16 protein-coding genes are annotated in these 24,706 nt (G+C 62.5%); 13 read left to right on the forward strand and 3 right to left on the reverse strand.

Annotated elements, in window-relative coordinates; all coding sequences use genetic code 11:
• Positions 1-13: 13 nt before the first annotated feature.
• Positions 14-748, forward strand: coding sequence for a 3-keto-disaccharide hydrolase (locus Pan216_RS18950; protein ID WP_145260333.1), 735 nt, complete (start codon positions 14-16; stop codon positions 746-748).
• 254 nt (positions 749-1,002) lie between these two features.
• Here Pan216_RS18950 and Pan216_RS18955 read toward each other — a convergent pair whose 3' ends face one another.
• Positions 1,003-2,457, reverse strand: coding sequence for a Gfo/Idh/MocA family oxidoreductase (locus tag Pan216_RS18955; RefSeq protein ID WP_145260334.1), 1,455 nt, complete (start codon positions 2,455-2,457; stop codon positions 1,003-1,005).
• 331 nt (positions 2,458-2,788) lie between these two features.
• On the opposite strand from Pan216_RS18955, the gene Pan216_RS18960 reads away from it, so the two are divergent.
• The 10 genes from Pan216_RS18960 to Pan216_RS19005 all read left to right on the forward strand — a co-directional run bounded on the left by Pan216_RS18960 (position 2,789) and on the right by Pan216_RS19005 (position 17,185).
• A complete protein-coding gene (locus Pan216_RS18960) occupies positions 2,789-5,800 on the forward strand; it encodes a proline dehydrogenase family protein (protein ID WP_419192720.1) in 3,012 nt (1,003 codons plus the stop codon).
• Between the two features lie 92 nt (positions 5,801-5,892).
• A complete protein-coding gene (locus tag Pan216_RS18965; protein ID WP_419192721.1) occupies positions 5,893-7,344 on the forward strand; it encodes a sulfatase in 1,452 nt (483 codons plus the stop codon).
• Positions 7,345-8,038: 694 nt separating this feature from the next.
• Positions 8,039-8,986, forward strand: coding sequence for a cell division protein FtsQ/DivIB (locus tag Pan216_RS18970; protein WP_145260336.1), 948 nt, complete (start codon positions 8,039-8,041; stop codon positions 8,984-8,986).
• Between the two features lie 150 nt (positions 8,987-9,136).
• Positions 9,137-10,606 (forward strand): endo-1,4-beta-xylanase, encoded by a 1,470-nt coding sequence (locus Pan216_RS18975; RefSeq protein ID WP_145260338.1) that lies wholly within the window; start codon positions 9,137-9,139, stop codon positions 10,604-10,606.
• Positions 10,603-11,796, forward strand: a complete 1,194-nt coding sequence (locus Pan216_RS18980) for a serine/threonine protein kinase (protein WP_145260340.1) — start codon at positions 10,603-10,605, stop codon at positions 11,794-11,796. Before Pan216_RS18975 ends, Pan216_RS18980 begins: the two co-directional genes overlap by 4 nt.
• 222 nt (positions 11,797-12,018) lie before the next feature.
• On the forward strand, positions 12,019-13,044 hold the full coding sequence (locus Pan216_RS18985; protein WP_145260342.1) for an NAD-dependent epimerase/dehydratase family protein: 1,026 nt from the start codon (positions 12,019-12,021) through the stop codon (positions 13,042-13,044).
• 577 nt (positions 13,045-13,621) lie between these two features.
• Positions 13,622-14,722 carry a tRNA 2-thiouridine(34) synthase MnmA gene (gene mnmA, locus Pan216_RS18990; protein ID WP_145260344.1) on the forward strand — a complete coding sequence of 367 codons (1,101 nt, stop codon included), beginning with the start codon at positions 13,622-13,624 and terminating at the stop codon, positions 14,720-14,722.
• Positions 14,723-15,003: 281 nt separating this feature from the next.
• On the forward strand, positions 15,004-15,279 hold the full coding sequence (locus Pan216_RS18995) for a hypothetical protein (protein ID WP_145260346.1): 276 nt from the start codon (positions 15,004-15,006) through the stop codon (positions 15,277-15,279).
• A 26-nt stretch (positions 15,280-15,305) separates the two neighbouring features.
• Positions 15,306-16,088, forward strand: a complete 783-nt coding sequence (locus Pan216_RS19000) for a type III pantothenate kinase (protein ID WP_145260348.1) — start codon at positions 15,306-15,308, stop codon at positions 16,086-16,088.
• Positions 16,085-17,185 carry a GTP-binding protein gene (locus Pan216_RS19005; RefSeq protein ID WP_145260350.1) on the forward strand — a complete coding sequence of 367 codons (1,101 nt, stop codon included), beginning with the start codon at positions 16,085-16,087 and terminating at the stop codon, positions 17,183-17,185. The genes Pan216_RS19000 and Pan216_RS19005 overlap by 4 nt, the downstream gene beginning before the upstream one ends.
• A gap of 141 nt (positions 17,186-17,326) precedes the next feature.
• On the opposite strand, the gene Pan216_RS19010 is transcribed toward Pan216_RS19005, so the two are convergent.
• Positions 17,327-17,725: a hypothetical protein gene (locus tag Pan216_RS19010; protein WP_145260352.1), complete on the reverse strand. Its 399-nt coding sequence runs from the start codon at positions 17,723-17,725 to the stop codon at positions 17,327-17,329.
• Positions 17,726-17,974: 249 nt separating this feature from the next.
• Here Pan216_RS19010 and Pan216_RS19015 point away from each other — a divergent pair, with 249 nt between their 5' ends.
• A complete protein-coding gene (locus Pan216_RS19015) occupies positions 17,975-19,342 on the forward strand; it encodes a Gfo/Idh/MocA family protein (RefSeq protein ID WP_145260354.1) in 1,368 nt (455 codons plus the stop codon).
• A 775-nt stretch (positions 19,343-20,117) separates the two neighbouring features.
• Here Pan216_RS19015 and Pan216_RS19020 read toward each other — a convergent pair.
• Entirely contained in the window at positions 20,118-21,593 is a 1,476-nt protein-coding gene (locus Pan216_RS19020; RefSeq protein ID WP_145260356.1) for a hypothetical protein, read from the reverse strand.
• 544 nt (positions 21,594-22,137) lie between these two features.
• Here Pan216_RS19020 and Pan216_RS19025 point away from each other — a divergent pair.
• Positions 22,138-24,600 (forward strand): DUF1549 and DUF1553 domain-containing protein, encoded by a 2,463-nt coding sequence (locus tag Pan216_RS19025; RefSeq protein WP_145260358.1) that lies wholly within the window; start codon positions 22,138-22,140, stop codon positions 24,598-24,600.
• Positions 24,601-24,706: the final 106 nt, after the last annotated feature.

Genomic DNA, 24,706 nt, shown 5'->3' on the forward strand with positions numbered 1-24,706 from the left:
GAGATAGCTCGTCATGGAGACCACCACCATGCACCGTCCGCTCGTGCTCGCCGCGCTCATGGCGATGTCAACATCCGTCTGCCTCGCCGACGCGAAGCAGAACGTCCCCCCCAAGGGCTACAGCGCCCTCTTCAACGGCAAGGATCTTTCCGGCTGGCAGGGCCGTCCCCACTTCGATCCGGCCAAATGGGCCGCGCTGAGCGAGGACGAGCGCGCCGCCAAGCAAAAGGAATTCGACGAGGACATGAAGAAGCATTGGCGCGTCGAGAATGGCGTGTTGATCAATGACGGCAAGGGCGTCTACCTGACGACCGACAAGGACTACGGCAACTACGAACTGCTCATCGACTGGAAGATGGTGCCCAAGGGAGATAGCGGCGTCTATCTTCGCGGCTCACCCCAAGTGCAGATCTGGGACACTACCCAGGAAGGGGGCAAGTGGAAGATCAAGGCCGACAAGGGCTCCGGCGGCCTCTTCAACAACAAGACCGCTCCGAGCGATCCGCTCGTCCACGCCGACAAGCCGATCGGCGAGTGGAACAACTTCCGCATCAAGATCGTTGACGACAAAGTCTCGGTTTGGCTCAACGACAAGTTGGTCGTCGACGACGCGACGATGGAGAACTACTGGGACAAGGACCGCAAGACGCCCCTCTATGAGACCGGCCCGATCCAGCTCCAGACTCACGGCGGCGAAATGCAGTGGAAGAACATCTTCCTCAAGCCACTCCCCCCGACCAAGTCCTAACAAACGCGACATTCTCTCTCGGGCTGGGGTCATCTTGAACCCCAGCCACCTCTCTTGAATCGACACGTCACATCACAACGCACTCGGGGTGGACGACACCCCCACCCACGAAACGTGTCGACGTCATCCGCGACACAGCCTGCCGCGATCCCATTTCCCTGTTCAAGAAATAGAAAACGAGCACGTCCCGCGTGGGAACGTGCTCGCTCGTGTTGCTCAACATGGCTGAATCGACCTGCGAAGTCGAACCGTCGTTAGGAGTTGATCTCCGGCACGACGAACGGCTTGCGGTAGTTGCGGGTCAGCAACTCGTTGGCTTCATCGTTGTTGGTGAAGCGTTCGGTCTTCGGATCCATCTCAAGCATCGGGCCCGCGGTGATCGACGCGGTCTCGACATCGACGCCGTTGGCTTCGAGGTGCTTGGCCATCCGATCGAACGACTCCGCGAAGAGGGCGTTGTCCTTGATCTGAGCGGCGATCTGATCGGCCGACATCTTCGAACCCATCTGGTGCGAGATGGCACCCGTATGGCACAGGGCGCTCGAAAGGTGGCCGTCGAGGATTTCGGCGTTCAGGTCCGACTTCTTGCGCGAGCGAACGGCGCTGATGAAGTTCTTGAAGTGATTGCCACCACCACTCCACTTCTCGATTTCCTTGCCGTTGTTGTCGTAGGCCTTCACGCTGGTGTAGGAAGGAATGACGACGTAGCCGTCCTCGCACTGGACGATGACGCCGACGCGGGAACCGCGGTAGTTGTCCATCGGCTTCCAGCCGCTCTTCTGAGCTTCCTTCGACGTCGGCAAGCCGCGCGTCTCGAAGATCAGCGGAGCGTTCTTGTAACCGTGATATACCGTCTGGGTGTTCGGCGTATTGCCGGCATCCTCGTAGCCAAGGCGACCGCCGAGACTGAAGATGACCGGCGAGAGTTCATCCTCTCCGAGGAACCAGCGGGCGATGTCCATCTGGTGGATGCCCTGGTTGCCCATGTCGCCGTTGCCGGTGTTGAAGTCCCAGTGCCAATCGTAGTGGAGCTTCGGACGGTAGAGATCGACCTTCGCCGCCGGTCCGCACCAGAGGTCGTAGTCGATGGAGTCCGAGATGTCGAGCGGCTTGTCGAGCTTGCCGATGCTCTTGCGCGGCTTGTAGCAGGTGCCGACCGCGTACTGGATCTTTCCGAGCTTGCCCGCTTGAACGAACTCGGCGGCTTCCTTCAAGCTGGGGCTCGAACGTGACTGCGTGCCGGTCTGGATGATGCGATCGTACTTGCGAGCGGCGTTGACGAGTTGGCGACCTTCCCACACGTTGTGGGAGACCGGCTTCTCGACGTAGACGTCCTTGCCCGCCTGAGCGGCCCAGATGCTCTGAATGGCGTGCTGGTGATTCGGGGTCGCCAGAGAAACGGCATCAATGTCGTCGCGTTCGAGCAGTTTGCGAAGATCCTTGACCCGATCGACCTTGAGATCGTACTTCTTCTCGAACGACTTGGCGCGACCGTTGAGGACGTCCTCATCGACATCGCACAGGGCGACGACGCGGACATTGTCCTGTCCTTGGTGGCCGGCGATGTGAGAAGTACCCCGGCCCTTGATGCCGACGCACGCGATCCGAATTTCTTCATTCGGGCTTCCGGCCCGGAGAATATTCGGGAAGCCAATGGCTGCCGTCGCCAGCGCGGACGATTTGACAAAGTCTCGACGATTCATTCCCATGGACGTTCACTCCTCACTTTCTGTCGCGTTAGGCAGGTTTGTACCGGTGGGACGTAACTCCTTAGGTTACCGAGTGTAGCAGGCACTTAAGACCACCACAAGGCCCGGCAAGCCTAGAATAACCTCGGTAAAACGGCCGTGAGATCGTGCTTTATTTCACGAAGTCGCAGAACAACCGTTGGAGCAACGGCGAATCGGCCCCTCCGCTCGAGAGCGATCCGGGGACCAACGACGCCTCGCGGTCGGAAAAAGTTCGCAAGGACTGGTTGTCCCGGCCTCGATCTCCGCCCACGAATGGCCGCCTCTCGACCTGCTACGGAAAGGTCGGACGATGATTCGAAAGCATCCACGAACGTCCATCGATGACCGCGTCATGTCGATCGGTCGCGACATCTTCAACCACGTCAACACCGCCGGACCCACCTTTCTCAGCCCGAAGTGGTGGGATGACTGGATCATGCAGTGGTCGATGGCCGACGAAGCGGTCAAAGTGCAGATGTTTCGCTTCATCGACGTTCTTCCCATGCTCGACTCCTGCGACTCGGTCGCCGAGCACGTGCAAGCGTATTTCGACGATCCGGCCGGCACCTATCCCTTCCTCGTCCGACTCGGGGCTCAGATCTCCGATCCCGGAACCATGCACGGCGCCGTCCTCGCCCGGGTCATTCGCCAGAACGCGACCCGGTTGGCCAAGCGGTTCATCGCCGGCACCACGCCTCAAGAGGTGCTAACCGCGGTCGAGCTTCTGCGGCAAGACGGCATGGCCTTCACCATGGACCTTCTCGGCGAGGCAACCGTCACCGAACAAGAGGCGGATGCTTATCTCGAACAATACCTCGAGCTGCTCGCCACCCTCGGGCCGAAAGCCGCTCTGTGGCCGGAAGTCCCGCGGCTCGATCGCGATCATCAAGGGCCGATCCCGAAGATCAACCTCTCCGTCAAAGTGACCGGCCTTTACAGCCAGTTCGATCCCATTGACCCGGCGGGCACGACGAAGCATGTCGCGGCTCGCCTTCGCGAGATCTTCCGCGCCGCGCGGCGCCACCACGCGGCCATCAACGTCGACATGGAGCAGTACGCGACCAAGGACCTGACGCTTCGCATCGTTCGCGAACTCCTCGACGAGCCGGAATTCCGCGACTGGCCCGACTGCGGCATCGCGATCCAGGCCTACCTTCGCGACACCGAGCAGGATCTTCGCGATCTCGATGAGTGGGTGCGGAAGCGAGGAACCCCCATTGGAATCCGGCTCGTGAAAGGGGCCTATTGGGACTACGAAACCGTCTCGGCTCGCCAGAACCGCTGGCCGATCCCGGTCTATACGAACAAGTGGGAGAGCGATGCCTGCTTCGAGCGCTGCACGTCGTTTCTCCTCTCCCGCTACGAACGGCTTCGCCCCGCGATCGCCAGCCACAACGTTCGCTCGCTCGCCCATGCGTTGGCCCTGGCCGAGCACGAAGAGCTTCCGCCCGGCAGCTTTGAACTTCAGATGCTCTACGGGATGGGGGATGAACTAAAGGAGGCGATCCTCGAGCGCGATTTGCGGCTGCGGATCTACACTCCCTTCGGCAAACTCCTGCCCGGGATGGCGTACCTCGTTCGCCGGCTACTCGAAAACACCTCCAACACCTCGTTTCTGCGCGCGACCTTCACCGAGCACGCCGCCGTCGAACAGCTTCTCATGAAACCCGGTCCCAAGCCCCTCAGTCGAGAGGATCGAACCATCATGCACACGGCTCCCAGAGAAACTCTCGCCCCCTTCACCAACGAGGCTCTCTCCGACTTCAGCCAACCCGCCGCTCGCGAGTCGATGGAGATAGCCCTGAGCGACGTCCGCCAGCAATTCGGGCGCAAGGATCCTCTCTGGATCGGCGGCGAGGACGTCTTGACGGAAGAATGGCTCGAGTCGGTCAACCCGTCCGATCCGGTCCTCATCGTCGGCCGCGTTCCCAAGGCGACGACCGACCACGCCGACCGAGCCGTCGCCGCCGCGAAGGAAGCCTTTCCCCTATGGCGAAGAACCTCCGTCTGGCGAAGGGTCGACGTCCTCTTCCAAGCGGCCAAGCGGATGCGCGAGCGCCGCTTCGAACTCGCCGCGTGGATGGTCTACGAGAGTGGAAAGCAATGGCGTGAGGCCGATGCCGATGTCGCCGAGGCGATCGACTTTTGCGAGTTCTATGCCCGCTCAATGCTCGAACTGAGCGGCGTCCGCGAACGGAACCTGCCGGGCGAACGCAACGACTACTTTTACACCGCACGCGGCGTCACCGCCGTGATCTCGCCGTGGAATTTCCCGCTGGCGATTCTTTGCGGGATGACGATGGCCCCGCTGGTCTGCGGCAACCCGGTGATCCTCAAGCCAGCCGAGCAGTCGTCGGTCATCGCCGCCCGTCTCGTCGAGATCCTTCGCGGCCTCGATCTGCCGCCGGGCGTGGTCAACTTCGTACCCGGACTGGGCGAAGAGGTCGGCAGGCACCTGGTGCGTCATCCCGACGTCTCGATCATCACCTTCACCGGATCGGTCCCCGTCGGTCTCGACATCAACCAAGCCGCGGCGGAGGTCCCTCCCGAGCAACGTCACGTCAAGCACGTCGTCGCGGAGATGGGGGGCAAGAACGCCATCATCGTCGACAACGACGCCGATCCCGACGAAGCGATCCGCGGAGTGGTCGAAAGCGCGTTCGGCTTTCAGGGCCAAAAGTGCTCGGCATGCTCGCGAGTCATCGTGCTCGGCGGGATCTATGAAGCCTTCAAATCGAGACTCACCGACGCAGTCGGAAGTCTCACCCTCGGGCCGCCGGAGGATCCGGGCTACGCCGTCGGTCCGGTCATCGACCAAGAGGCCTTCGTGCGGCTCCAGCAACAGATCGAGCAAGCCACCCACGAGGCGACTCTCTTGGCCAACGTCGACCCCGGCGCGCTCAAGGATCGCGGCTTCTTCGTCGGCCCGCATCTCTTCGAAGAGGAGCCCGACCAAGCGGCGACCTCCCTGCTCGGCCAGACGGAACTCTTCGGCCCCGTTCTCGCGATCTACCGTGCCGACGACTTGGACCACGCCCTTCGACTCGCCAACGCAACGCGCTACGCCCTCACCGGGGGCGTCTATTCACGCAATCCGCGGACAATCGCCCGCGTTCGTGAGGAGCTGGAGGTCGGCAATCTCTACATCAACCGCAAGATCTCCGGGGCCTTCGTCGATCTCCAGCCCTTCGGCGGCTTCAAGCTCTCCGGCATCGGCGCCAAAGCCGGCGGCCCCGACTACCTCAAGCAATTCCTCATGCCCCGCACGATCACCGAAAACACGCTGCGCCGTGGATTCGCTCCCGAGACGGAAGATGGGTGATGCGTCCCAGACTTGCCCGCGTTACCATGTCCAAGACAAAGCTGGCAGGCAATGGCCTGCCCTACCGGGGCCGCTGTTGAGGGGAACAACAGGTGGAAAGAAAACGTCTTTGGGGAATCGGTCAAATCGCCGTGCTCGCGGCGTACTTGGCGCTGGGAATGCCGACGACCTTCGCCCAGGCGGCGGAGGAGAAGTCGCCGAACATCGTGCTGATCCTGACCGATGATCAGGGGTGGAGCCAGCTCTCGACCACGATGGATCCGCGCCGACCCGAGGCCGCGTCGAAGTACCTCGAAACGCCGAACATGGCGAAGCTCATTAACAACGGCATGCGATTCACCAGCGGCTATTCGCCGGCGCCGCTTTGCACGCCGACGCGGCGCTGCATTCTCTGCGGAACCAGCGCGGCACGCAGCGGATCGGAGTTCGTCAGCAAGTGGGTTCCCGCCGATCACTTGACCATTCCGAACGCCCTCAAGGCGGCCAATCCGAACTATCGCTGCGCCCACTTCGGCAAATGGGGCGAGCGAATGATCTCGACGCCCGAACAGTGTGGCTACGACGTCAGCGATGGCGAAACCGGCAACGTTACCGGGGGCATGCCCAACTCGCTGGGCGTCAAGGGTGGCCATAACGACGGCCCGCCGCACTTCATCGACAACGAGGACGCGAAGCGGACCAACAGCGTCACCGACCGCGCCATCGCCTTCATGAAGAAGGAGGTCGCCGAGAAGCATCCCTTCTACGTGCAGGTCAGCTACTACGCCGTGCATCTCTCGGTCGTCGCCAGCGAGAAGAACATCAAGAAGTACGAGGACAAGGGGACGCCCGATCGAGGCTACACCGCCGCGTGGGCCGCGATGATGGAAGAGATGGACGACGGCGTCGGACGGATTCTCACCGCGATCGACAAACTCGGCATCGAGGACAACACCTACGTCTTCTTCACCGCCGACAACGGTGGGCGTGGGACCGTTCCCGGGGGCGACAAGGGCAGGCAAGCGACCAATTTCCCGCTGACGGGCTCCAAGCACAGCCTGAACGAAGGAGGGATCCGCGTTCCCTTCCTCGTCGTGGGTCCGGGCATCGCGCCGGGCTCGGTCTGTGACACGCCGGTCGTCGGTTACGACTTCCTGCCGACCTTCCGCGAACTCGCCGGCGGTAAGGGTAAGGTCTCGGATGAAGTCGACGGCGTCAGCATCGCCCCCTTGCTCGACAACCCGAAGACCAAGCTCGATCGTCCGCAAGGCGCCCTCTTCTTCCACCGACCCGGGCGACTCTCGTCGGCGGTGCGTCAGGGCGACGACAAGTTGATGGTCACTTGGAACCGCAATGGCAAGGTGACCTCGCGGGAACTCTACCGCGTCGGCGCCGATCCTCGCGAGGAGGGCCACGAGGTAACCGCCGACAATGCCAAGCGTGCCACCGAACTCGAAGGCATCCTGAAGGAATACCTCACCGAGGTCAACGCGGAGACCCCACAGGACATGCCCCAGAAGAAACGCCGGAAGCGGGCTCAAAAGAAGCCGGTTCCTCAGACGTAAATGACTGCTAGACCCTGTCTGAAAACGGAATCGTTGTCCCGAAACGAAGCGAGTCGGCGTCCGACGCGAAGAGCGAAGCAGGCCAATCCGCTGGATTCGTCGATGCAGCTCGACAAAGTCGGGGGACGAACGCAGCCCGTCGAAGACAGATCAACGTTTTCAGGCGGACCACTAGTGTCCTCATTGGCAAGTTCGTGGCACGAAATATCGGACAGACTGCCCAATGAGAGGCGTTTCCCGCATGCCCACGGCGAGCGGGGGCATGGCACCCAAGAGCTTTTCGGCAACGACCCTACCAACCAGAAGCCTAGGGTGGGGCTTGACCCACCAAGACAATACGTCGCGTTCCGCTCCATGAAAATTGCCCCAACGTCGTGGCAGGCAATGGCCTGCCCTACGGGGAGATCCTCCGACATCGTGGCGAGTATTCGTCTGCCGTGGGGGAGGACTGTCCCACTGACGCGCGGCGTTCCAACCTCAGTCAAATGCGGTCTTGGGGCGAAGCCCGGTTCCTGGCGGGTGGCGACGACCGCCTCAATCCGACGCGTGACCGCAATCGGCAAAGCCGGCGCAATCCGCAAATCGCCAACGAATCCCACGATCCTCCTTTCGGCGGGCCGCGAGCGGCGATTTCGCGGTTCCTCCCCTTTACTCTTCGTCTCCAAGACACGAAATTTAGAGAGGAAGGAACTGCATGGGCGCCTCAAAAGAACAAGCATCCACGTCCGACACCGCCGAGGAGAACCTCGACGCGCCGCTCTCCACTTTTGAAAAGTGGAAACAGCGAGGCCGCGCCGTTCTCTCGACGGCTCTCTTGATCATCCCGGCCACCCTCCTCTACTTCGGGCTCGGCAAAGTCGATCAATTCCTCAAGCGACAACTCGCCGCGAGCAGTCAGGCCTCGCTCGGCTGGAACGACATCGACGTCACCCCGACGGCCGCGTGGATCATTCCCGACGTCGCTACCGATCGCCTAAAGGAAGCCGGGCTCGACTGGAACAAGCCGGTATCGCTGACCGACCCGACACTGATCCCGCGCATCGGGGACGCGTTCCGCGAGTCGCCGTGGGTCGAGACGGTCTCGGTTCGCATCGAGGAGCGCAAGGTTCTCGTCGAGGTCGGCTACCGTCGTCCAATCCTTTTCGTGCCGTGGAAGAAGAACGAGCGCGGCGAGATTCGCGGCGTCTATGTCGACGCGACCGGCACGCACCTTCCCCCGCAAGAGGCCTCCGAAGGCTACCTGCGGCGCTCCTTCTCCTACGTCGGCCAAGTCGTCGGCTTCATCCCCAAGCATGGCGAGAAGTTCTCCGACCCGCGCGTCGCCCAGGCGGCGGGGCTCGCCGAGATGCTCCGCCCGCACCAGGAAGAGCTCAACCTCGCTCGCATCGTCCCCCTTTCGGGACCGGGTGAGGAGTTCCAGTGCTCCCTGGTGACCTATGATGGCCGGCAGATTCTCTGGGGTGAGTTCAACGCGACCCAACAAGGCTCCCTCGAAGCGCGGCAGAAGTTGGTGCAGCTCCACGAGCAACTCTCGCGCCGCGCCGGCTCGCGCCCCGCCTCGGTGATCGACCTTCGTCATCTCGATCGCACGACCGAGGCCAGGAAAGAGATCGCGTTTGGACCGATTCCCAACAGAACCTAGAATGAGGTCTTGGTGATCGCCAGGTATCGACGCGCTTCGACCATCAGGCAATGGCGCGTCCAACGCCGCGAGGCCTAGGCGTTCCGTCGCGGTGCCCAGGTGACGGCGTCGCGTCCCCCGTTCACGTTCCATCCCGTCAGAAGGCCCAGGATGAAGGGACTCCACTTCACGCTCCCTCCAAACGCTGGGATCGAGCCGGAGCGATTCCAGCACGGCTACGTCACCGGTCTGGATCGATCTCCGATGTCGCTCCACGTCGAGATGGTCAACGGCATCGCCTCGGTCTATCGAGCGACCAGCGAGAGCGGCAGCCTCCACCTTCCCTGGGAAATCGATCGCTTCGGCGAAATCGTCGTTCAATCGACAAGCCTAATGGAGCGTGAGGAGCCCTACCGTCTCTCGCTGGAACTGGCCCGCGGCCAGCTCAACAAGATGCGCAACCAGCATGTCGATTGGGCCGGGCACGGACTAAAGGTCTCCGACGCCGTCCAGGACTCGATGCAGCGCTCGAGCCAGTCCTTTCGCAACGCCTTCCAAGCGAAGAGCGAGGAGGAACGCGAGGCCGCGGCCACCGATGCGCTTTCCGGGGCGATTTGGGCCGCGGAGGGCATGACCGAGGGTTATGCCCGTCGGGCGACCCGGACCCGAGTCCGCGATCGCGGACCAATCAAGGCCACCCTGGCGTGCATGTTCGACGACGGACTCTTCGATGTCGATCCCGGGCCCTTCCGCTCCGCCTTCAACCACGTCCAGATCCCTCTTCGCTGGGCCGAGTGCGAGCCCGAGCACGGTCAATTCGATTGGTCGACGCTCGACCGGCAAATCGGCTGGTGCGAGGAACATGGTCTCGAGATCACGCTCGGCCCCCTGATCGACTTTCACGAGAGTCGACTTCCCGGCTGGCTGTCGAACTACGAACAGAACGTCGAGCTGATGGCGACCCTGATGCTCGATTTGGTCGAGACCTGCATGGCTCGCTACAAAGGGCGAATCGCGTGCTGGGAAACGACCGCTCGCACCAACATCGCCGGCACGTTGCGTCTCAATGAAGATCAGATGCTTTGGATCACGCGCCGCTTGTCCGAGGTCGGTAAGTCGATCGATCCCGACGCGGCGTTGACCGCGACGATCTGCCAGCCATGGGGCGAGTATTTTGTCCGGCAGGATCAGCGTTTCAGCCCTGGCTACTTCGCGGACAGCCTTTACCGGCTGAAACTTCCGCTGAGCACGCTGACGTTCGAGATCGCGATGGGCTACGCTCCCGACGGAAGCTTCTGCCGCTCCCTGCTCGATGTCTCCCAGTTGATGGATTCGCTTCACGAAGTGTGTGGTCGACTGCGAGTGCGTCTCGTCTTTCCTTCTCAAGCAATCAAGGACGGCCCCGTCACGACGTCGGCGGGGCGTTGGCGTGGAGAGTTCTCCGAGGCCATTCAGGCGGAATGGGCGGAAAAGGTCACACTTGTCGGTCTCGCCAAGCCCTTTGTCGATGGAATCACCTGGGGCATGTATCATGATGCGCACGCGATGGATTGGCCCCACGGCGGACTGATCGACCGAGAGGGCCAACCGAAACCAGCGCTCGAACGACTGACGACGATTCGTGGATCGCTTTTGCGGTGAGCAGCAACAACAAACGCCTGATGCACGTTCACGAGTTCCTCGACCTCGTCGTCAAGAGTCACGTCGTCGATGAGAAAGTCCTTGAGGATGCCCTGCTGGCGGCTCCCGAAGTGGTCGGCGGCACGCTCGAGCAAGTCGCTCGCTGGCTCATTTCGAAGCGATTCCTGACTCCCTTTCAGATCAAGACGATTCGCCAACGCAACGTTCGCGGTTTGGTCATCGACGGCTACATCATCCTCGACTACCTCGGCAAGGGCGGGACGGGGGTGGTCTACCTCGCGCGATCTCCCAAGGGCGATCTCCAGGCCCTGAAAGTCCTCCCCATCAGCAAGCAGACCAGCGAACGAACGATCCTGCGCTTCCGTCGCGAGATTGCCCTGAGCCAATTCCTCAGTCATCCGGGCATCGCGGCCGCCTATGAAGCGGGCGAGACCAAGCACGTCCACTATCTCGCGATGGAGTACGCGCGCGGCGACACGCTCTATCGCTTGATCCGCCGGACCGGTCCCGCGAGTCCGATCGAGGCGTGCCGCTGGATCAGTCAGGTCGCCGGAGCTCTTCACTACGCCCACCAGATGGGTGTGATTCATCGCGACTTGAAGCCGTCGAACGTCATCATCGGGCCGAAGGGACGCACGAAGTTGCTCGACCTCGGCCTGGCCCGCTGGATCAAGGACGACGAGAACGAGGATCGCGTCGTCGGCGTCCGACGCATCGTTGGCTCCTTCGACTATATCGCCCCCGAGCAGGCGGCCGACTCCTCGATGGCCGACGCCCGCAGCGATGTCTACGGGCTGGGGTGCTTGCTCTACTTTTCCCTCTCGGGCAAGCCCCCTTTCCATCACGTCAAGGAACGCAAAGCCAAGATCGCCCACCATCGCCGCATCCACGCCGAACCGCTCACGCATCAACGCAGCGAAGTCCCCGGCGGACTCGATCGCGACATCTCCTGTATGCTCGCCAAGGATCCCTCCGATCGCTTTGGCAGCGCCGGAGAAGTGCGGGCGGTCCTGCTCGAGTGGATTGACGCTCTCGAACGGGGCCAAACCGAGGGAGAAGCCGGCATCCCCGAAGCGGAGCCCGACTTTTGGGATCTCGACCACATGCTCGAGATGGAGGAGGAACTCCCCTCCGATCTCGACTCTCCGGACGAGCCGATTCCGCTCGACGAGGACGGCATGCCGACCTGATCGGCACCTCCCCCAAAGCCCCCACCCGTGCCAATCGCCGGGCATTTCCGTATCCATGTGCAGAATATTCATCACGTGACGTTTCTCCTCTCGTGAAAGGAAATTCGCGATCACGACGGCACGAGCCAGGGCGGAAGTCCGGCTGGTTGGAACCAACGTCGAGACGCATTTTCGCGAGATGGAGTTGTTGGCGAGCACCGCCAGAGAGGACGGACAGAGACGATGCGTTGCCTTGTCACCGGCGCCACCGGATTCCTGGGGGGACACGTTGCCGAGACGCTCAGTCAGCGCGGCGACCAAGTGCGAACCATCGCCCGCTCCACCAGCGACACCTCCCTTCTGAACCAGTGGAACGTCGAAGTCGTCGAGGGCGACATGACCGATCCCGACGTCCTCGCCAAGGCATGCGACGGCGTCGACGCGGTCATCCACTGCGCCGCCAAGGTCGGCGACTGGGGCCCTCTCGACGAGTACCGACGCGTTAACGTCGAAGGAGTCGACCGGCTCTTCGACGCGGTCGCCGGACGCGAACTCAAGCGTTTCGTTCTGGTCAGCTCGCTCGGCGTCTACGAAGCCCGCGACCATCAGGGGACCGACGAAACCGCGCCGATGGCCGAGAAACACATCGATGCCTACACCCAGACCAAGGCCGAGTCCGAGACGTTGGCTCGCGAACGGGCCACCAAGGATGGGACGCCGCTGACCGTCATTCGGCCCGGATTCATCTACGGCCCGCGCGACCGAACCGTGATGCCGCGAATCCTCAAGAACCTCAAACGCAAGCTCGTCAGCTACTTCGGCAGCAAGGAGAAGGTCCTCAACAACGTCTACGTCGGCAACGTCGTCGAGGCGATTCTCCTGGCCCTCGACAAACCCGAAGCGGTCGGGCAAGTCTACAACGTCACCGACGACAAGTGCGTCACCAAGCAGGTCTTCTTCGAGACGATCGCCGAGATGGCCGGGCTGCCGAAGCCATCCGCGACCTATCCGCTCTGGTTCGCCAAAGGGGTCACCGGCGCCTTCGAGGGAGCGGGCCGAGTCTTCGGATTCGCCCCAGTCCTCAACAGCGCCCGGCTGAAGTTCATGGGACTGAACCTCGACTACAGCATCCAGAAGGCTCGCGAAGAGCTCGGCTACACCCCGTCGACCGAGTTCCAGGAGGGGATGCGCCGGACCATCGACTGGCTCCGTCAAGAGGGCCACGTCGAGTCGACTCCGAAGGCCGCCAGCGAGCCCCAACCCTCGTAGAGAACTCGGCCAACGGATCGATCCACCACAATCCGAGACTAGGACGCGAACCCCTTCTTTCTCCCGTGTCCCTACTCCTTACAATGAAAGGGTGCGGCCGAGGGAGTCGGCGTCGAATCAATCAACGGGCCGCGAGTGCTCCCTCAAGTTCTGATGGTTCGGTGCCACTGGCTGCTTGTCAGCCAGTGCCAAGGGGGGTAAGGCTACTCCCGCACGAACGTCAAGTCGGAACAGAGCACTCGTGACCTACTTGGAGAGTCAACAAACCAAGAGCCTCTTGGGTGCCCTGCCCACGCTTGCCGTGGGCACGACCGAAAGAAGCACGCTTGCCGTGGGCACGACCGAAAGAAGCACGCTTGCCGTGGGCACGACCGACAGAAGCACGCTTGCCGTGGGCACGACCGAAAGAAGCACGCTTGCCGTGGGCACGACCGAAAGAAGCACGCTTGCCGTGGGCATACTCGATAAAGTCACGCTCCCCCTTGGGCATGCGGGTCACGTCAGTGATTCATCGAACCGCCTCGCCATCGGGGGAAGAGATTTCATGCAACGAACTTGCCAATCAGGACAATAGTTAATGGCGAAGGATCGTGTGGTCGTGGCCATGAGCGGCGGAGTGGACAGCTCCGTCGCCGCCGCCCTCCTGGTCGAGCAAGGCTACGAGGTGATCGGCCTCTTCATGCGCACCGGGGCCTCGGACGAAGAAACCGCTGCCCCTTCCTGCGACGACCAACCAAAGAAGATCCGCGGATGCTGTAGCGCAATCGACGCCGGCGACGCCCAACGTGTCGCCGATCGACTCGACGTCCCCTTCTACGCGCTCAATTTCAAGGACGACTTCGACCGCATCAAGGACTACTTTGTTGACGAGTATTCCCAGGGCCGCACTCCCAATCCCTGCGTCGTTTGCAACTCTTGGCTCAAGTTCGGCAAGCTCTGGGAGTACGCCGAGGCGGTCGGAGCCAATCAGATCGCCACGGGGCACTACGCGCGAGTCGTTCCAGGGGAGAACGGACCCGAGCTGCACCGCGCCGTCGACACGAGCAAGGATCAGTCGTACTTCCTCTTCGGCCTGAGGCAGGAGATCCTGCGAGGGGTCCGCTTTCCGCTCGGCGACTTGACCAAGCCCGAAGTGCGGGAGATCGCCCGCAAGCTCGAGTTGGGCGTCCACACCAAGCCGGAGAGCCAAGAGATCTGTTTCGTCCCCAGCGGCGACTACAAGGAATTTATCGCCGGCCATCGTCCCGACGCTCTTGGCACCCCAGGGGAGATCGTGGACCAGGACGGCCAGTCGCTCGGCACCCATCAGGGCCTCAGTCGCTACACGATCGGTCAACGCAAGGGGCTCGGCATCGCGGTCGGCGAGCCGCGCTATGTGCTCGAAATCGATCCCCAACAGAACCAATTGGTCATCGGACCGGAACAGCTCTTGCAAAGACGGGAGTTTCAGGTCGAACGGGTAAACTGGCTCATTTCCGAAGTTCCGCAAGCCCCTCTTGTCTGCGACGTGAAGATCCGTTACCTACACCGTCCGGCGACGGCGACGATCCGGGCTCTGCCCGATGGCTGTGCTTCGGTTTGTTACGACGAACCACAGTCGGCGATCACGCCGGGACAGGCGGCCGTCTTTTATCAGGGCGATCGGCTCGTCGGAGGCGGCTGGATCGCGGACCGTTGATCACGATGTCGTCGAGTTCCCCGCGCCGTTTCTCAGCGCGTTTCGGTATAGTAAATGGGCAAGCGACACAACGTCGCCTAGATACACAAGTTAGCAGGCTGTCGACGTCCGCCGAGATGGAGCGACGTGGCGATCGGCAAGGGTTGAACTCGAGTGTCCTCCTTTTGGATGGGCAATGTCGATCCAAGACGTCTCGGCCAGTTGTTAGGTCGCGGAGAAGAGCCAACCTCGTCGATGCTCTTCGGGCCGCGTGATATCGTTCAAATCGACAAAGGTTCTGTATGTCGACCTATCGCGTCTATTCCCGCGACACAATCGGCGACATCGTCATGGCGGACTTCAAGACGCTCAAGGAACTCCTCGACGTCTACGAGCAAGTCGGCGTGGAGGAGGAGAGTTACACGATGCGCCTGCATGGTGAGCCGATCCTCGACGGCTTGGTCGGTCCCATGTCGGAAGGGAAGACGATCGTCCGCTACGAGACGCCCGAAGTCTTCATCTCCATGACCGAACAGTGGGCCAGCGAACGGCGCAACGGTCGCAAGGGCCGTCGCTAGCCTCTCCCAACGGTTCCCTCTTTGCCATGAACCAGCCAACGACTCTCGGCTTCGACCTCGGCAACTCACGCATCAAAGCCGCCTGGCTGAGCGACGACGAGCTTGCCCCCTGCCCTGGCTTTCCGCTCGACTCCGCCGACGAACTCCGATCCGCGCTGCGTTCCCTCATCGAGCATCGTCGCCCCGGCCGCGTCGCCCTCGCCAGCACCGATCCGGCCAAGGCCGACCGCCTCCTCGCGCAACTCCACGCTCACGGCCTCTCGGCGAGCATCGACTTGCGCCTCGGACAAGCACTCTTTGACGCGGGCTTGGTAAAGCACCGACTCCGAACGCCGGAGACCACCGGCGTCGACCGCGCGCTTGCCGTGCTCGCGGCGACGAAGCGTTTCCCAAACGAGGCCAGTCTTGTCGTCGACGCGGGAACGGCGATGACCGTCAACGCCATTGACGCTGAGCAAACCTTCCTTGGCGGAGCGATCATTCCCGGCTTCGGGCTCATGAGCCGAACGCTCACCGAGGGGACCGCGGCCCTTCCCGAGATCGACCTCGAAAGCCGTCCCGACTGCCTCGGCGACTCGACGATCAGCGCCATGCGTTCGGGCATCTACTACGCGGCCGTCGGTGCCGTCGATCGCCTCCTCGAGGAGCTGCGCGAGACCCGTTCGCTCGGAGCCACTCCCCCCGTCCTCGTCACGGGCGGCAACGCGAAGCTCCTTTCCCAAGGATTGCGAACCGAGCACATGCTGGCCCCACACCTCGTCCTCGAAGGCTTGCGTCACGTCGCGTCACATTGGCCGGCCACGTCATGAGCGAACCCGACGCGACGATCACCGCTCGATTGACCTCCCCGACACACGCCGCGTTGGCGACGATCGGCGTTCTCGGCCCCGGCGCTCTCGCCATCGCCCAACGTCTCTTCCGACGCCGTGTCGACTGGAACGACACCCCTCTCGACCAGCCCCTCTACGGCGACTTCGGCGACCGCATCGTCGATGACGTCGTCCTCCACCTCGTCGCGCGTGCCCCCATCCCCGAGTTCGTCGTGCACTGTCATGGCGGGCCCGCGATGGTGCGGTCGCTACTCGTCGACATCGAAAAGCAAGGCGCTCACCTCGTCGACTGGCGAGCCTATCTCGCCCATCAGGGGAAGTCGGCCATCCAGATCGAGGCGGCCGAAGCGATGAGCCGGACCATCTCGTGGCGGTCCACCGCGATCCTGCTCGACCAGTCGCGGGGTCTGCTCGACGAGGCTTTTCGCGGCATCGAAGAGAACCCCACGCGAGACGCGATCGACGCCCTCACGCGCTGGGCTCCCCTGGGCAGACACCTCGTCGATCCTTGGCGCGTCGTCCTCTTCGGCCAACCGAACGTCGGGAAGAGCAGCTTGCTCAACGCGCTGGCGGGTTTTGATCGAGCCATTGTCACCGTCATCGAGGGGACGACTCGCGACCTCCTTCACGCCACGATCGCTCTCGATGGCTGGTCGGTTGAACTGATCGACGGAGCGGGCCTCCGGGACGACGCCGGCGAGATCGAACGCGAAGGACAACGGCGCCTGACCGCCCTACTCGACGAAGCCGACCTCGCGATCCAAGTCGTCGATCTCTCAAAGCCCGTCGATCCCAACGACGTGGTCCTCGCCGATCGTCACCAACCGCCACTGCTCATCGGCAACAAAGTCGACCTCACGACCGAGAGCGAGCATCGTTCCGCGTTCGCCACTTCGTGGAGTCGCGGGGAAACGCGACTTATCCCTTGTTCCGCCGTGACCGGTGAAGGGCTCGCCCAACTCACCCCCGCGATCGTCGCGTCTCTCATCCCCGAGATCCCCCCACCCCACACGCCGGTCCCCTTCACCATGCGCCAGCTCGATTGGCTCGCCGCTCAACGAGCCCGCATCACCTAGGGACAACACGTCGTGCCAACGATCGTTCGATTCCAACGGTGAATCGGGTGCCATGCCCACGCGTCTTCGGGTGGGCATGCCAACGAGCGACCACGACCGTCTTCATCGGCAGGCATTGGCCGCCCGACGAGATGATGCAGGCTAAGGACTTGGTTTCAGATACGCCGAAAGATCGACGGGGTTCTCCTCCTCGAAGTGATCGAACCCGTAGTGGCCGCCGCTGCGCGTGTCGTGTCTCCGGGACGCATCGATGTCGGCCAACTCGGCGGTCTTCATCCGGACGCGAATCTCCGCCTGGAGCCACTCATGGCACAACGCTCCATCGTCAACGGCGTGGACCGACGCGAACTCCTCGATGGTGCGATCCCAGACCACCAGGTAGGGAAACGACGCGTAGGGTTCGAACGGGGACGCGACCCAGAGGGTTTCGCACTCGAGACACCGCAGCAGGCGAATCCACCTGCCCACCCAGACCTCGGGCAATTCGGGGATGTCCGTCCGCGGTCCCCAGACCCGCTTGCGATCAGATCGACAGGTCATGCACATGCGAAGTGGTCCCATCGTAGCCCGCCAGTGACGCCCGCTGTTCGGTCGCCCGCCCTCTCGGAACTTATTTGACCAGGAACGGCAATACCACCGGGAAACCGGAGCGATTCTACGCTATCATCGGTCTTTGCGCGGGATCCCCGCGACGGCTCGTCACGGAATGACGGCCTGTCCGATCCCACCCACCGCGCGAGCGTAGGGAAAGCGCTCAATCATTCACCCCAAAGTTGGAGAGTTTCCCCCATGACAAAGCGTTCACCGACGCGTCGCGACTTTCTCAAGACGGCCGCCGCCGGCACCACGGCAGCCTTCTCCCCGTACTTCTTCTCGCAACCCCGTTCGCTCGCCGACGAGATCAAGTCGAAGAACGACCGCATGAACGTCGGCCTGATCGGTTCGGGCGGCATCGCTCACGCCAACATGAACGCCGCGAAGGACTGGCTCGATATCGTCGCCATCGCCGACGTCGACAAGAGTCACCGCGAGGCCTTCAACAAGAAGTTCGCCGGTGGTAAGGCCGCACTCACCGAAGACTACCGCGACGTCATCGAACGTGACGATGTCGACGTCATTCACGTCGCCACCCCCGATCACTGGCACACCAAGCCGGTCGTCGAAGCGATGCTCGCCGGCAAGGACGTCTACTGCGAAAAGCCCCTCACGCTCACCATCGACGAGGGCAAGATCATCCGGAAGATCCAAAAGCAGACCGGCCGCGTCGTTCAAGTCGGCACCCAACAACGCAGCCAATTCAACCTCTTCACCAAGGCGATGGCGATGGTCGCCGACGGTCGTCTCGGTCAACTCAAGCAGGTCCAGGCGGCGATCGGCGGTGGCCCGACCTGTGATGCTCTGCCCGTGGCCGAAGTTCCCGACGGATTCAACTGGGATCGTTGGGTTGGCCCGACGCTGGAAGTCGACTTCCTCCTCAAGGAAGCCAAACCAAGACCCGACACCAACGGCCACTACAACTTCCGCTGGTGGTACGCCTTCTCCGGCGGCCGGCTCACCGACTGGGGCGCCCACCACGTCGACATCTGCAACTGGGCCCTGAAGCTCAACGACCAGAGCGACGGCCCCACGCGCATCGAGGGGACCGCGACGCACCCCGTCGAGTTCAAAGACGGCTATCCCGTCGAGAAGGACCGTTACAACACCGCGACCAAGTTCCTCTTCACCGTGAGTTACCCCAGCGGAGCGGAGATGATCATCCGCGACGACACCGAGAACGGCGTCAAGCTCGTCGGCGACAAGGGCGAGATCTTCGTCAGTCGACGCAAGCTCGTCGGCAAACCGGTCGACGAGCTCAAGGACAACCCGCTGCCCGAGGACGCGATCGCCAAGGTCTACCGCGGGATGCCGATGGAGGGGGATGGTCGCAAGGCGCACTGGGCCAACTTCCTGCACTGTGTCCGCGAGCGGCAGATGCCGATCTCCGACGTTCACAGCCACATGCAGATGCTCAACGTCTGCCATCTCGCCGGCATCTCCGCCCGGCTCAACAATCGTCCGCTACAGTGGGACGACGCCCAGGAAGTGATCGTCGGCGACGAGCAAGCCAACAGCTTCCTCTCCCGCCCCTACCGCAAGGGCTACGAGATCGAGGTGTAGTATCCGAGAGGTCAGGCGATCTGCCTGACACCGCCTCTCGGGTGACTCGGCCCCTCGTAGGTCAGGCGATCTGCCTGACATTCGCCTCTCGGGTGACACGGCCCCTCGTAGGTCAGGCGATCTGCCTGACACCGCCTCTCGGGTGACACGGCCCCTCGTAGGTCAGGCTATCTGCCTGACATTCGCCAATCGGGTGTCCCTCTCCCCATGGGAGAGGGGTTAGGGGTGAGGGGGCTTTTCCGCGAAGAACCGCCGGGTCGCACAGGCTGCTTGCCAAGCGAAGTGGCGTAGGGTGGTTCTTGACCAACCATCAATGGCAAATGCAACGCCCCCCCGACGAACCGATCGCCACTTCCCGCCATCGCTTCCTAGCCGCATCGCGGCGCCATCGCGTAGCCTGGTACGTCAGTGCCAGGAATACGTCACCACGACCATCCCGAGCCCTGAAGGGGCGACACTTCGCCCGTGTTCTCGGACGATGCCGTCCCTTCGGGACTCCGAGCCCATTGGTACTCATTTACCTATGGCTCACGCCACAGGCTACGTGCTGCCGCCGCATTCGCGGCTGATGATCCTGGACAACCTCGCTCGGTGAAACGGGTACATTCCCGATGGTGGTGAGTCCACCGCACCCATGGCAGGCAATGGCCTGCCCTACGAAGAATCGACGATCGATGCCCTTCAAGAAACGCAACATGCCCACACGAAGTCGCGTGGGCATGAAGGATGTTGACGATGTCCGGTATCGTGCGAGCGCGAAACTCGCGGCGGCGGTTTAGCGGAGAAACGTCTCGCTCTTGCGGGCGCTGCGGCTCAAGTTCTCGACCGTGACGTAACGGTAGAGCGTGCTCATCAGCTCCGAGGGAAGCTCGGGGCCGAAGCCCACGTAGTTGCCGCGGAGATAGCCGGCGGCGTCGATGATGATCGTGTGCGGACGAGCGTCGACGCCGTAGGAGGAGTCGATCACCGGACCGGAGGCGACGACGTAGTCGCCGGGCACGTTCTCGTGCATCGCCTTGACCGTCGTGGCGTTGACCTCATTGGCGATCGCGACCAGAAGAATCCCCTGATCCCCCTGAGCCTTGACCGACTCGACCGCCAGCGAGAGGGCTCCGAGCGAGAGGTCCGAATCGGGATCGACGAAGACCAGGACCAGCGGGGTTCCCTTCATCTTGCGAACCGAGAGCGACTCGTCGGTTTCCGCGTTGCGAACGACGAGGCTCTTGGCCTTGGATCCGATCTTCGCGACACTGCGGCGGCGTGAGCGGACCGAAAGGGTGACCGGGTCGGTCTCCTCGAGGGCCATCGTCGCCCGCTGCTTCAGGGCCGCGATCGCGGGTCGATACGGGGTTTTGTTGACGTTGTTCATGACACTTTCGAGCTTCGAACGGACGGTCTCGATTTTGCGGCGGGAAGCGGGACCGGCGGCGGCGATGTTTCGATCGAGTTCGCGTTGAGCCTCGAAGCCGGCGACGAGGTCGGCTTGGCGGTCCTGGAAAATCGGGCCGTGATAGCGTAGTTTGCTGATTGCGTCGTAGTGGACCTCGATGCGGCGCGACGGTTCGCGGTCGGCGGGCTTGCGAACCTCGAAGAGCCGTTCGATCCGCTCGGTGAACCCGGTCTTGGGGTCGATCCACGCGGTGGTCTTGCTACGCCAAGCGGTCAAGCCGACGTCACGTTTGCTCCAGTTTCCCGACTCCTGACGCATTTTGACTTTGACGCAGGGGATGCCGCGAACGCTTTCCTGGCCATGGACCTGGTAGCGAATCAGCGGCTGTCCGGGACGGCGGGTGACCCAACGTTCGCCCTTTTTGATGGGGCGTTTGGGCATTTCGACGAGAAATCCGAGCTCCCAGGGGGCCATGCCCTCGGAAGGGAGCAGGACGTTGGCGTCGTTGGTCGCCCACGTCGCCAGCCCGTTGAGATCGATCTTGACCATGTCGAAGTGGACGCTTCGGAACTGTTGTGTTTCGCCGGCTCTGGGCGAGGAGAGGATCTGATCGGGCATCTTCGTGACGGTGTAGCTCGCGGCCTGGGCGATGCCCGAGGCGTTCAGATCGAGGACCAAAAGCGAAGTTTCGAGCTGAACCGGCTGTTGGTAAGTCGCCCCAGCCGTGCCGAATCCCGATTCGACAATCGAGCCCTTATAGGAGACCTCTTGACCGACGAGCCATCGAGCCCGGATGGTCCATTGTTCGCCGCCAGCCGCGATCACCAACCCAAGTGCCATGCACGCGAGTGTATTCATCACCGTCAACCATCCTTGGTCTAATGTGGATTCCTGCCCGCCGGCGCGCACTATAGCGGCCCCAAGGTCTAACACAATTGACATTTGCGGCTTCAAAAAATGACTAAAGTTGGGCCGATCCGTCGCCGAAAGGGGCGCCTTTTCGTCCGTTTTGGACCGATTTGGCGCCAAAACGCACCAAAACGGCGCCAATCGAGCACTCGTTCACCCCGCTCGCCATCAAAATAGACAACCCAGCCATTGCAGGAATCCACGGCAGCATACGCAAGATGGAGGACATGGCTCACAGCAGCCACGGCGGCTCGCTCGTCGGAGATGCTCGCAAGCGACCACTTGCTTTCTCGTGACATCATTCTGGACTAAGAGGCCCCGGAAAGGTTTGACGCCGACCCGAAGCCCGGATAGTCTCTTAGTGTGCCACGGGAACGAAGTCGCTCGCGCCACCTACCCAACATCCTCGCGCCCAACGACTTGACGGCACAACCAGACTCCCCAGAAGCCCCGCCAACCGCCATGGTTGGCCCCGCCTTGCGAACCGGAGAGAAGCATGATCCGACGTGTCCGCTTCGTCGCGCCGATTCCCTTGCTCGCCCTCGTGCTGGCGCCAATGTCGGTCATCCAAGCGGCCTCCGCGAAGGACTTCACCGTCAGTCCCGCGGAAGTCGATCGAGCCACCCCCTTCGACCAGGTCCAGATCCAAGTGACCGACTCGACGGGCCCCACCGACCTGACGCGCAACTGCTCCTACGAGAGCCTGACGCCCAAGATCCTCTCGGTCGATTCGCTCGGCCGCGTCCGCTTTCTCGGCCCGGGAAACGGTCGGGTTCGGGTCGCTCACGGTAGCAAGACCAAGGAAGTCCCCTTCACCGTCGTCGATCCCAAGGAAGGCACCCCCATCAGCTTTGCCGAGGACATTCAGCCAATCCTCACCAAGGCGGGCTGTAACCAAGGGGCCTGCCACGCGTCGCAGTTCGGCCAGGGAGGCTTGATCCTGTCGCTCTTCGGCTACGCCCCCAAGCAAGACCATCGCCAGCTTGTCGAAGAATGGTTCGGACGCCGAGTCTCGCGCGCTCGACCCGACCAGAGTCTCGTCCTGCTCAAGGCAACCGCCACCGTACCGCATAAGGGTGGTCCCCGCTTCGAGGTCGGTTCGCTCGACTACCAAACGCTCCTCGCCTGGATCGACCAGGGAACGCCCGGCCCAACCAAGGAAGCCAACGTGATCGACCTCGAGCTTCTTCCGAAGGAGCGCCCCTACCGGGAGAACCAGACCCAGCAGCTCCGCGTCGTTGCCCATTACAGCGACGGCTCGGTCCGCGACGTGACCCATCGCGCCAAGTACGACAGCATGGGCGAAGGGGTCGCGACGGTCGACTCGAGCGGGCTGATCACTTGCGTCGGCAAGGGCCTCGCCCCCGTCATGGTTCGTTACCAGGGACAGGCGAAGGTCACCCACGTCCTTTGTCCCCATGCCGACTCCATCGACTTGGCCGGCTTCGAGCCGAACAACTTCGTCGACGAGAAAGTCGTCGACCGCTGGAAGCAGTTGGGCCTCTCCCCCTCGGGCCTCTGTAGTGACGAAGTCTTCCTCCGCCGGGCGTTTCTCGACGCGACCGGAACCCTTCCCTCCACCGAGAAAGTCGCGAGCTTCCTCGCCTCGACCGACCCGAAGAAGCGCGAACATCTCGTCGACGAACTTCTCGGCACCGGCGACTTCGCCACCGCGGGCAGCCCCTACGTCGAGGAGTGGAGTGCCTACTGGGCGCTCAAGTGGGGCGATCTGCTTCGCGTCAACCGCAACTCGATCGGTGATGGCGGCATGTGGGCCTTTCACCACTGGATTCGTGACGCCCTGCGGCAAAACATGCCGGTCGACCAGTTCGTCCGCGAGATCATCTCGGCCCAAGGGTCGATCTTCGACAATGGACCGGCCAACTACTTCAAGATCGCCACCAAACCGGAAGATCTCGCCGAGACGACGGTCCAAGTCTTCCTCGGCGTACGGCTGCAGTGCGCTCGCTGCCACCACCACCCCTTCGAGGAGTACAGCCAAGCCGACTACTACGGGCTCGCCGCCTTCTTCACCCGAGTCCGGACGAAAAACAGTGTCGCCTTCGGCGCTCGTGACGGCGACATCGTCGTGATGCTTCGTGACAAGGGCTCGATTCGTCATCCGCGAACCCGTGAGACGATGTCCCCGACGCCGCTCAAAGGCGAATCGATGACGATCGATCCTTCCGTCGATCCGCGCCGGCCGCTCGCGAATTGGATCACCTCGAAGGAGAACCGCCTCTTCGCCCGCAACGTCGTCAACCGGATCTGGGGCTACCTGATGGGCAGCGGGTTGGTCGAGCCGATCGACGACATGCGAGAGACGAACCCCGCGTCGAACCCCGCGTTGCTTGACGCCCTGGCCGATCACTTCGTTGAGAGCGACTTCAATCTGAAGGAGCTGATGCGGGCCATCATGGTCTCGAAGGCCTACCAGCTCGACTCGACGCCGCGGCCCGAGAATGTCAATCAGGATCGCTACTACACCCACTACAACGTGAAGAGGCTCCCCGCGGAGGCCCTCTTTGACGCGGTCGACTTCGCCTGCGGGACGAAGGAGACTTTCCGAGGCGTGCCACGAAACGTCCGGGCGATCGAGCTACCCGATCCGAACTTCGCCTCCTATTTCCTCGACACAATGGGCCGGCCCAAGCGAGCGGTCGCGTGCGAGTGCGAGCGAACCGGCGAGCCGAACCTCGCCCAAGTGCTTCACATCGCCAACGGCGACGTCGTCAATCGCAAGCTCGGCGACAAGAAGGGCCGCATCGCCGAACTCCTTAAAGTCGACGATGACCAAGCAATCGACACGATGTATCTCGTGACACTCTCCCGTCATTCAACGAAGGAGGAGTTGTCCCGTTGCAAGAAGGTCATCACCAACGCCCCGGATCGACGTCTCGGCCTTGAGGATGTCCTCTGGGCCCTGCTCAACAGCCGCGAGTTCCTCTTCAACCACTAAGTAAGTCGGACCGGTGACCCACGGCGTGAGACAAGTGACATCGCTTGCTCCCGTAGGTCAGGCCATTGCCTGACATGGGCCCACGACCGGATCCAAGGTAACGACA

It is taken from the genome of Kolteria novifilia (assembly GCA_007748055.1).
Lineage (GTDB): Bacteria > Planctomycetota > Planctomycetia > Kolteriales > Kolteriaceae > Kolteria > Kolteria novifilia.

What these genes read in the sequence shown, in the direction of transcription:
- Pan216_RS18950 (WP_145260333.1), top strand. Translation starts at nt 14, where the DNA reads ATGGAGACCACCACCATGCACCGTCCGCTCGTGCTCGCCGCGCTCATG.
- Pan216_RS18955 (WP_145260334.1), bottom strand. Translation starts at nt 2,457, where the DNA reads ATGGGAATGAATCGTCGAGACTTTGTCAAATCGTCCGCGCTGGCGACG.
- Pan216_RS18960 (WP_419192720.1), top strand. Translation starts at nt 2,789, where the DNA reads ATGATTCGAAAGCATCCACGAACGTCCATCGATGACCGCGTCATGTCG.
- Pan216_RS18970 (WP_145260336.1), top strand. Translation starts at nt 8,039, where the DNA reads ATGGGCGCCTCAAAAGAACAAGCATCCACGTCCGACACCGCCGAGGAG.
- Pan216_RS18975 (WP_145260338.1), top strand. Translation starts at nt 9,137, where the DNA reads ATGAAGGGACTCCACTTCACGCTCCCTCCAAACGCTGGGATCGAGCCG.
- Pan216_RS18985 (WP_145260342.1), top strand. Translation starts at nt 12,019, where the DNA reads ATGCGTTGCCTTGTCACCGGCGCCACCGGATTCCTGGGGGGACACGTT.
- mnmA (WP_145260344.1), top strand. Translation starts at nt 13,622, where the DNA reads ATGGCGAAGGATCGTGTGGTCGTGGCCATGAGCGGCGGAGTGGACAGC.
- Pan216_RS18995 (WP_145260346.1), top strand. Translation starts at nt 15,004, where the DNA reads ATGTCGACCTATCGCGTCTATTCCCGCGACACAATCGGCGACATCGTC.
- Pan216_RS19000 (WP_145260348.1), top strand. Translation starts at nt 15,306, where the DNA reads ATGAACCAGCCAACGACTCTCGGCTTCGACCTCGGCAACTCACGCATC.
- Pan216_RS19005 (WP_145260350.1), top strand. Translation starts at nt 16,085, where the DNA reads ATGAGCGAACCCGACGCGACGATCACCGCTCGATTGACCTCCCCGACA.
- Pan216_RS19010 (WP_145260352.1), bottom strand. Translation starts at nt 17,725, where the DNA reads ATGACCTGTCGATCTGATCGCAAGCGGGTCTGGGGACCGCGGACGGAC.
- Pan216_RS19015 (WP_145260354.1), top strand. Translation starts at nt 17,975, where the DNA reads ATGACAAAGCGTTCACCGACGCGTCGCGACTTTCTCAAGACGGCCGCC.
- Pan216_RS19025 (WP_145260358.1), top strand. Translation starts at nt 22,138, where the DNA reads ATGATCCGACGTGTCCGCTTCGTCGCGCCGATTCCCTTGCTCGCCCTC.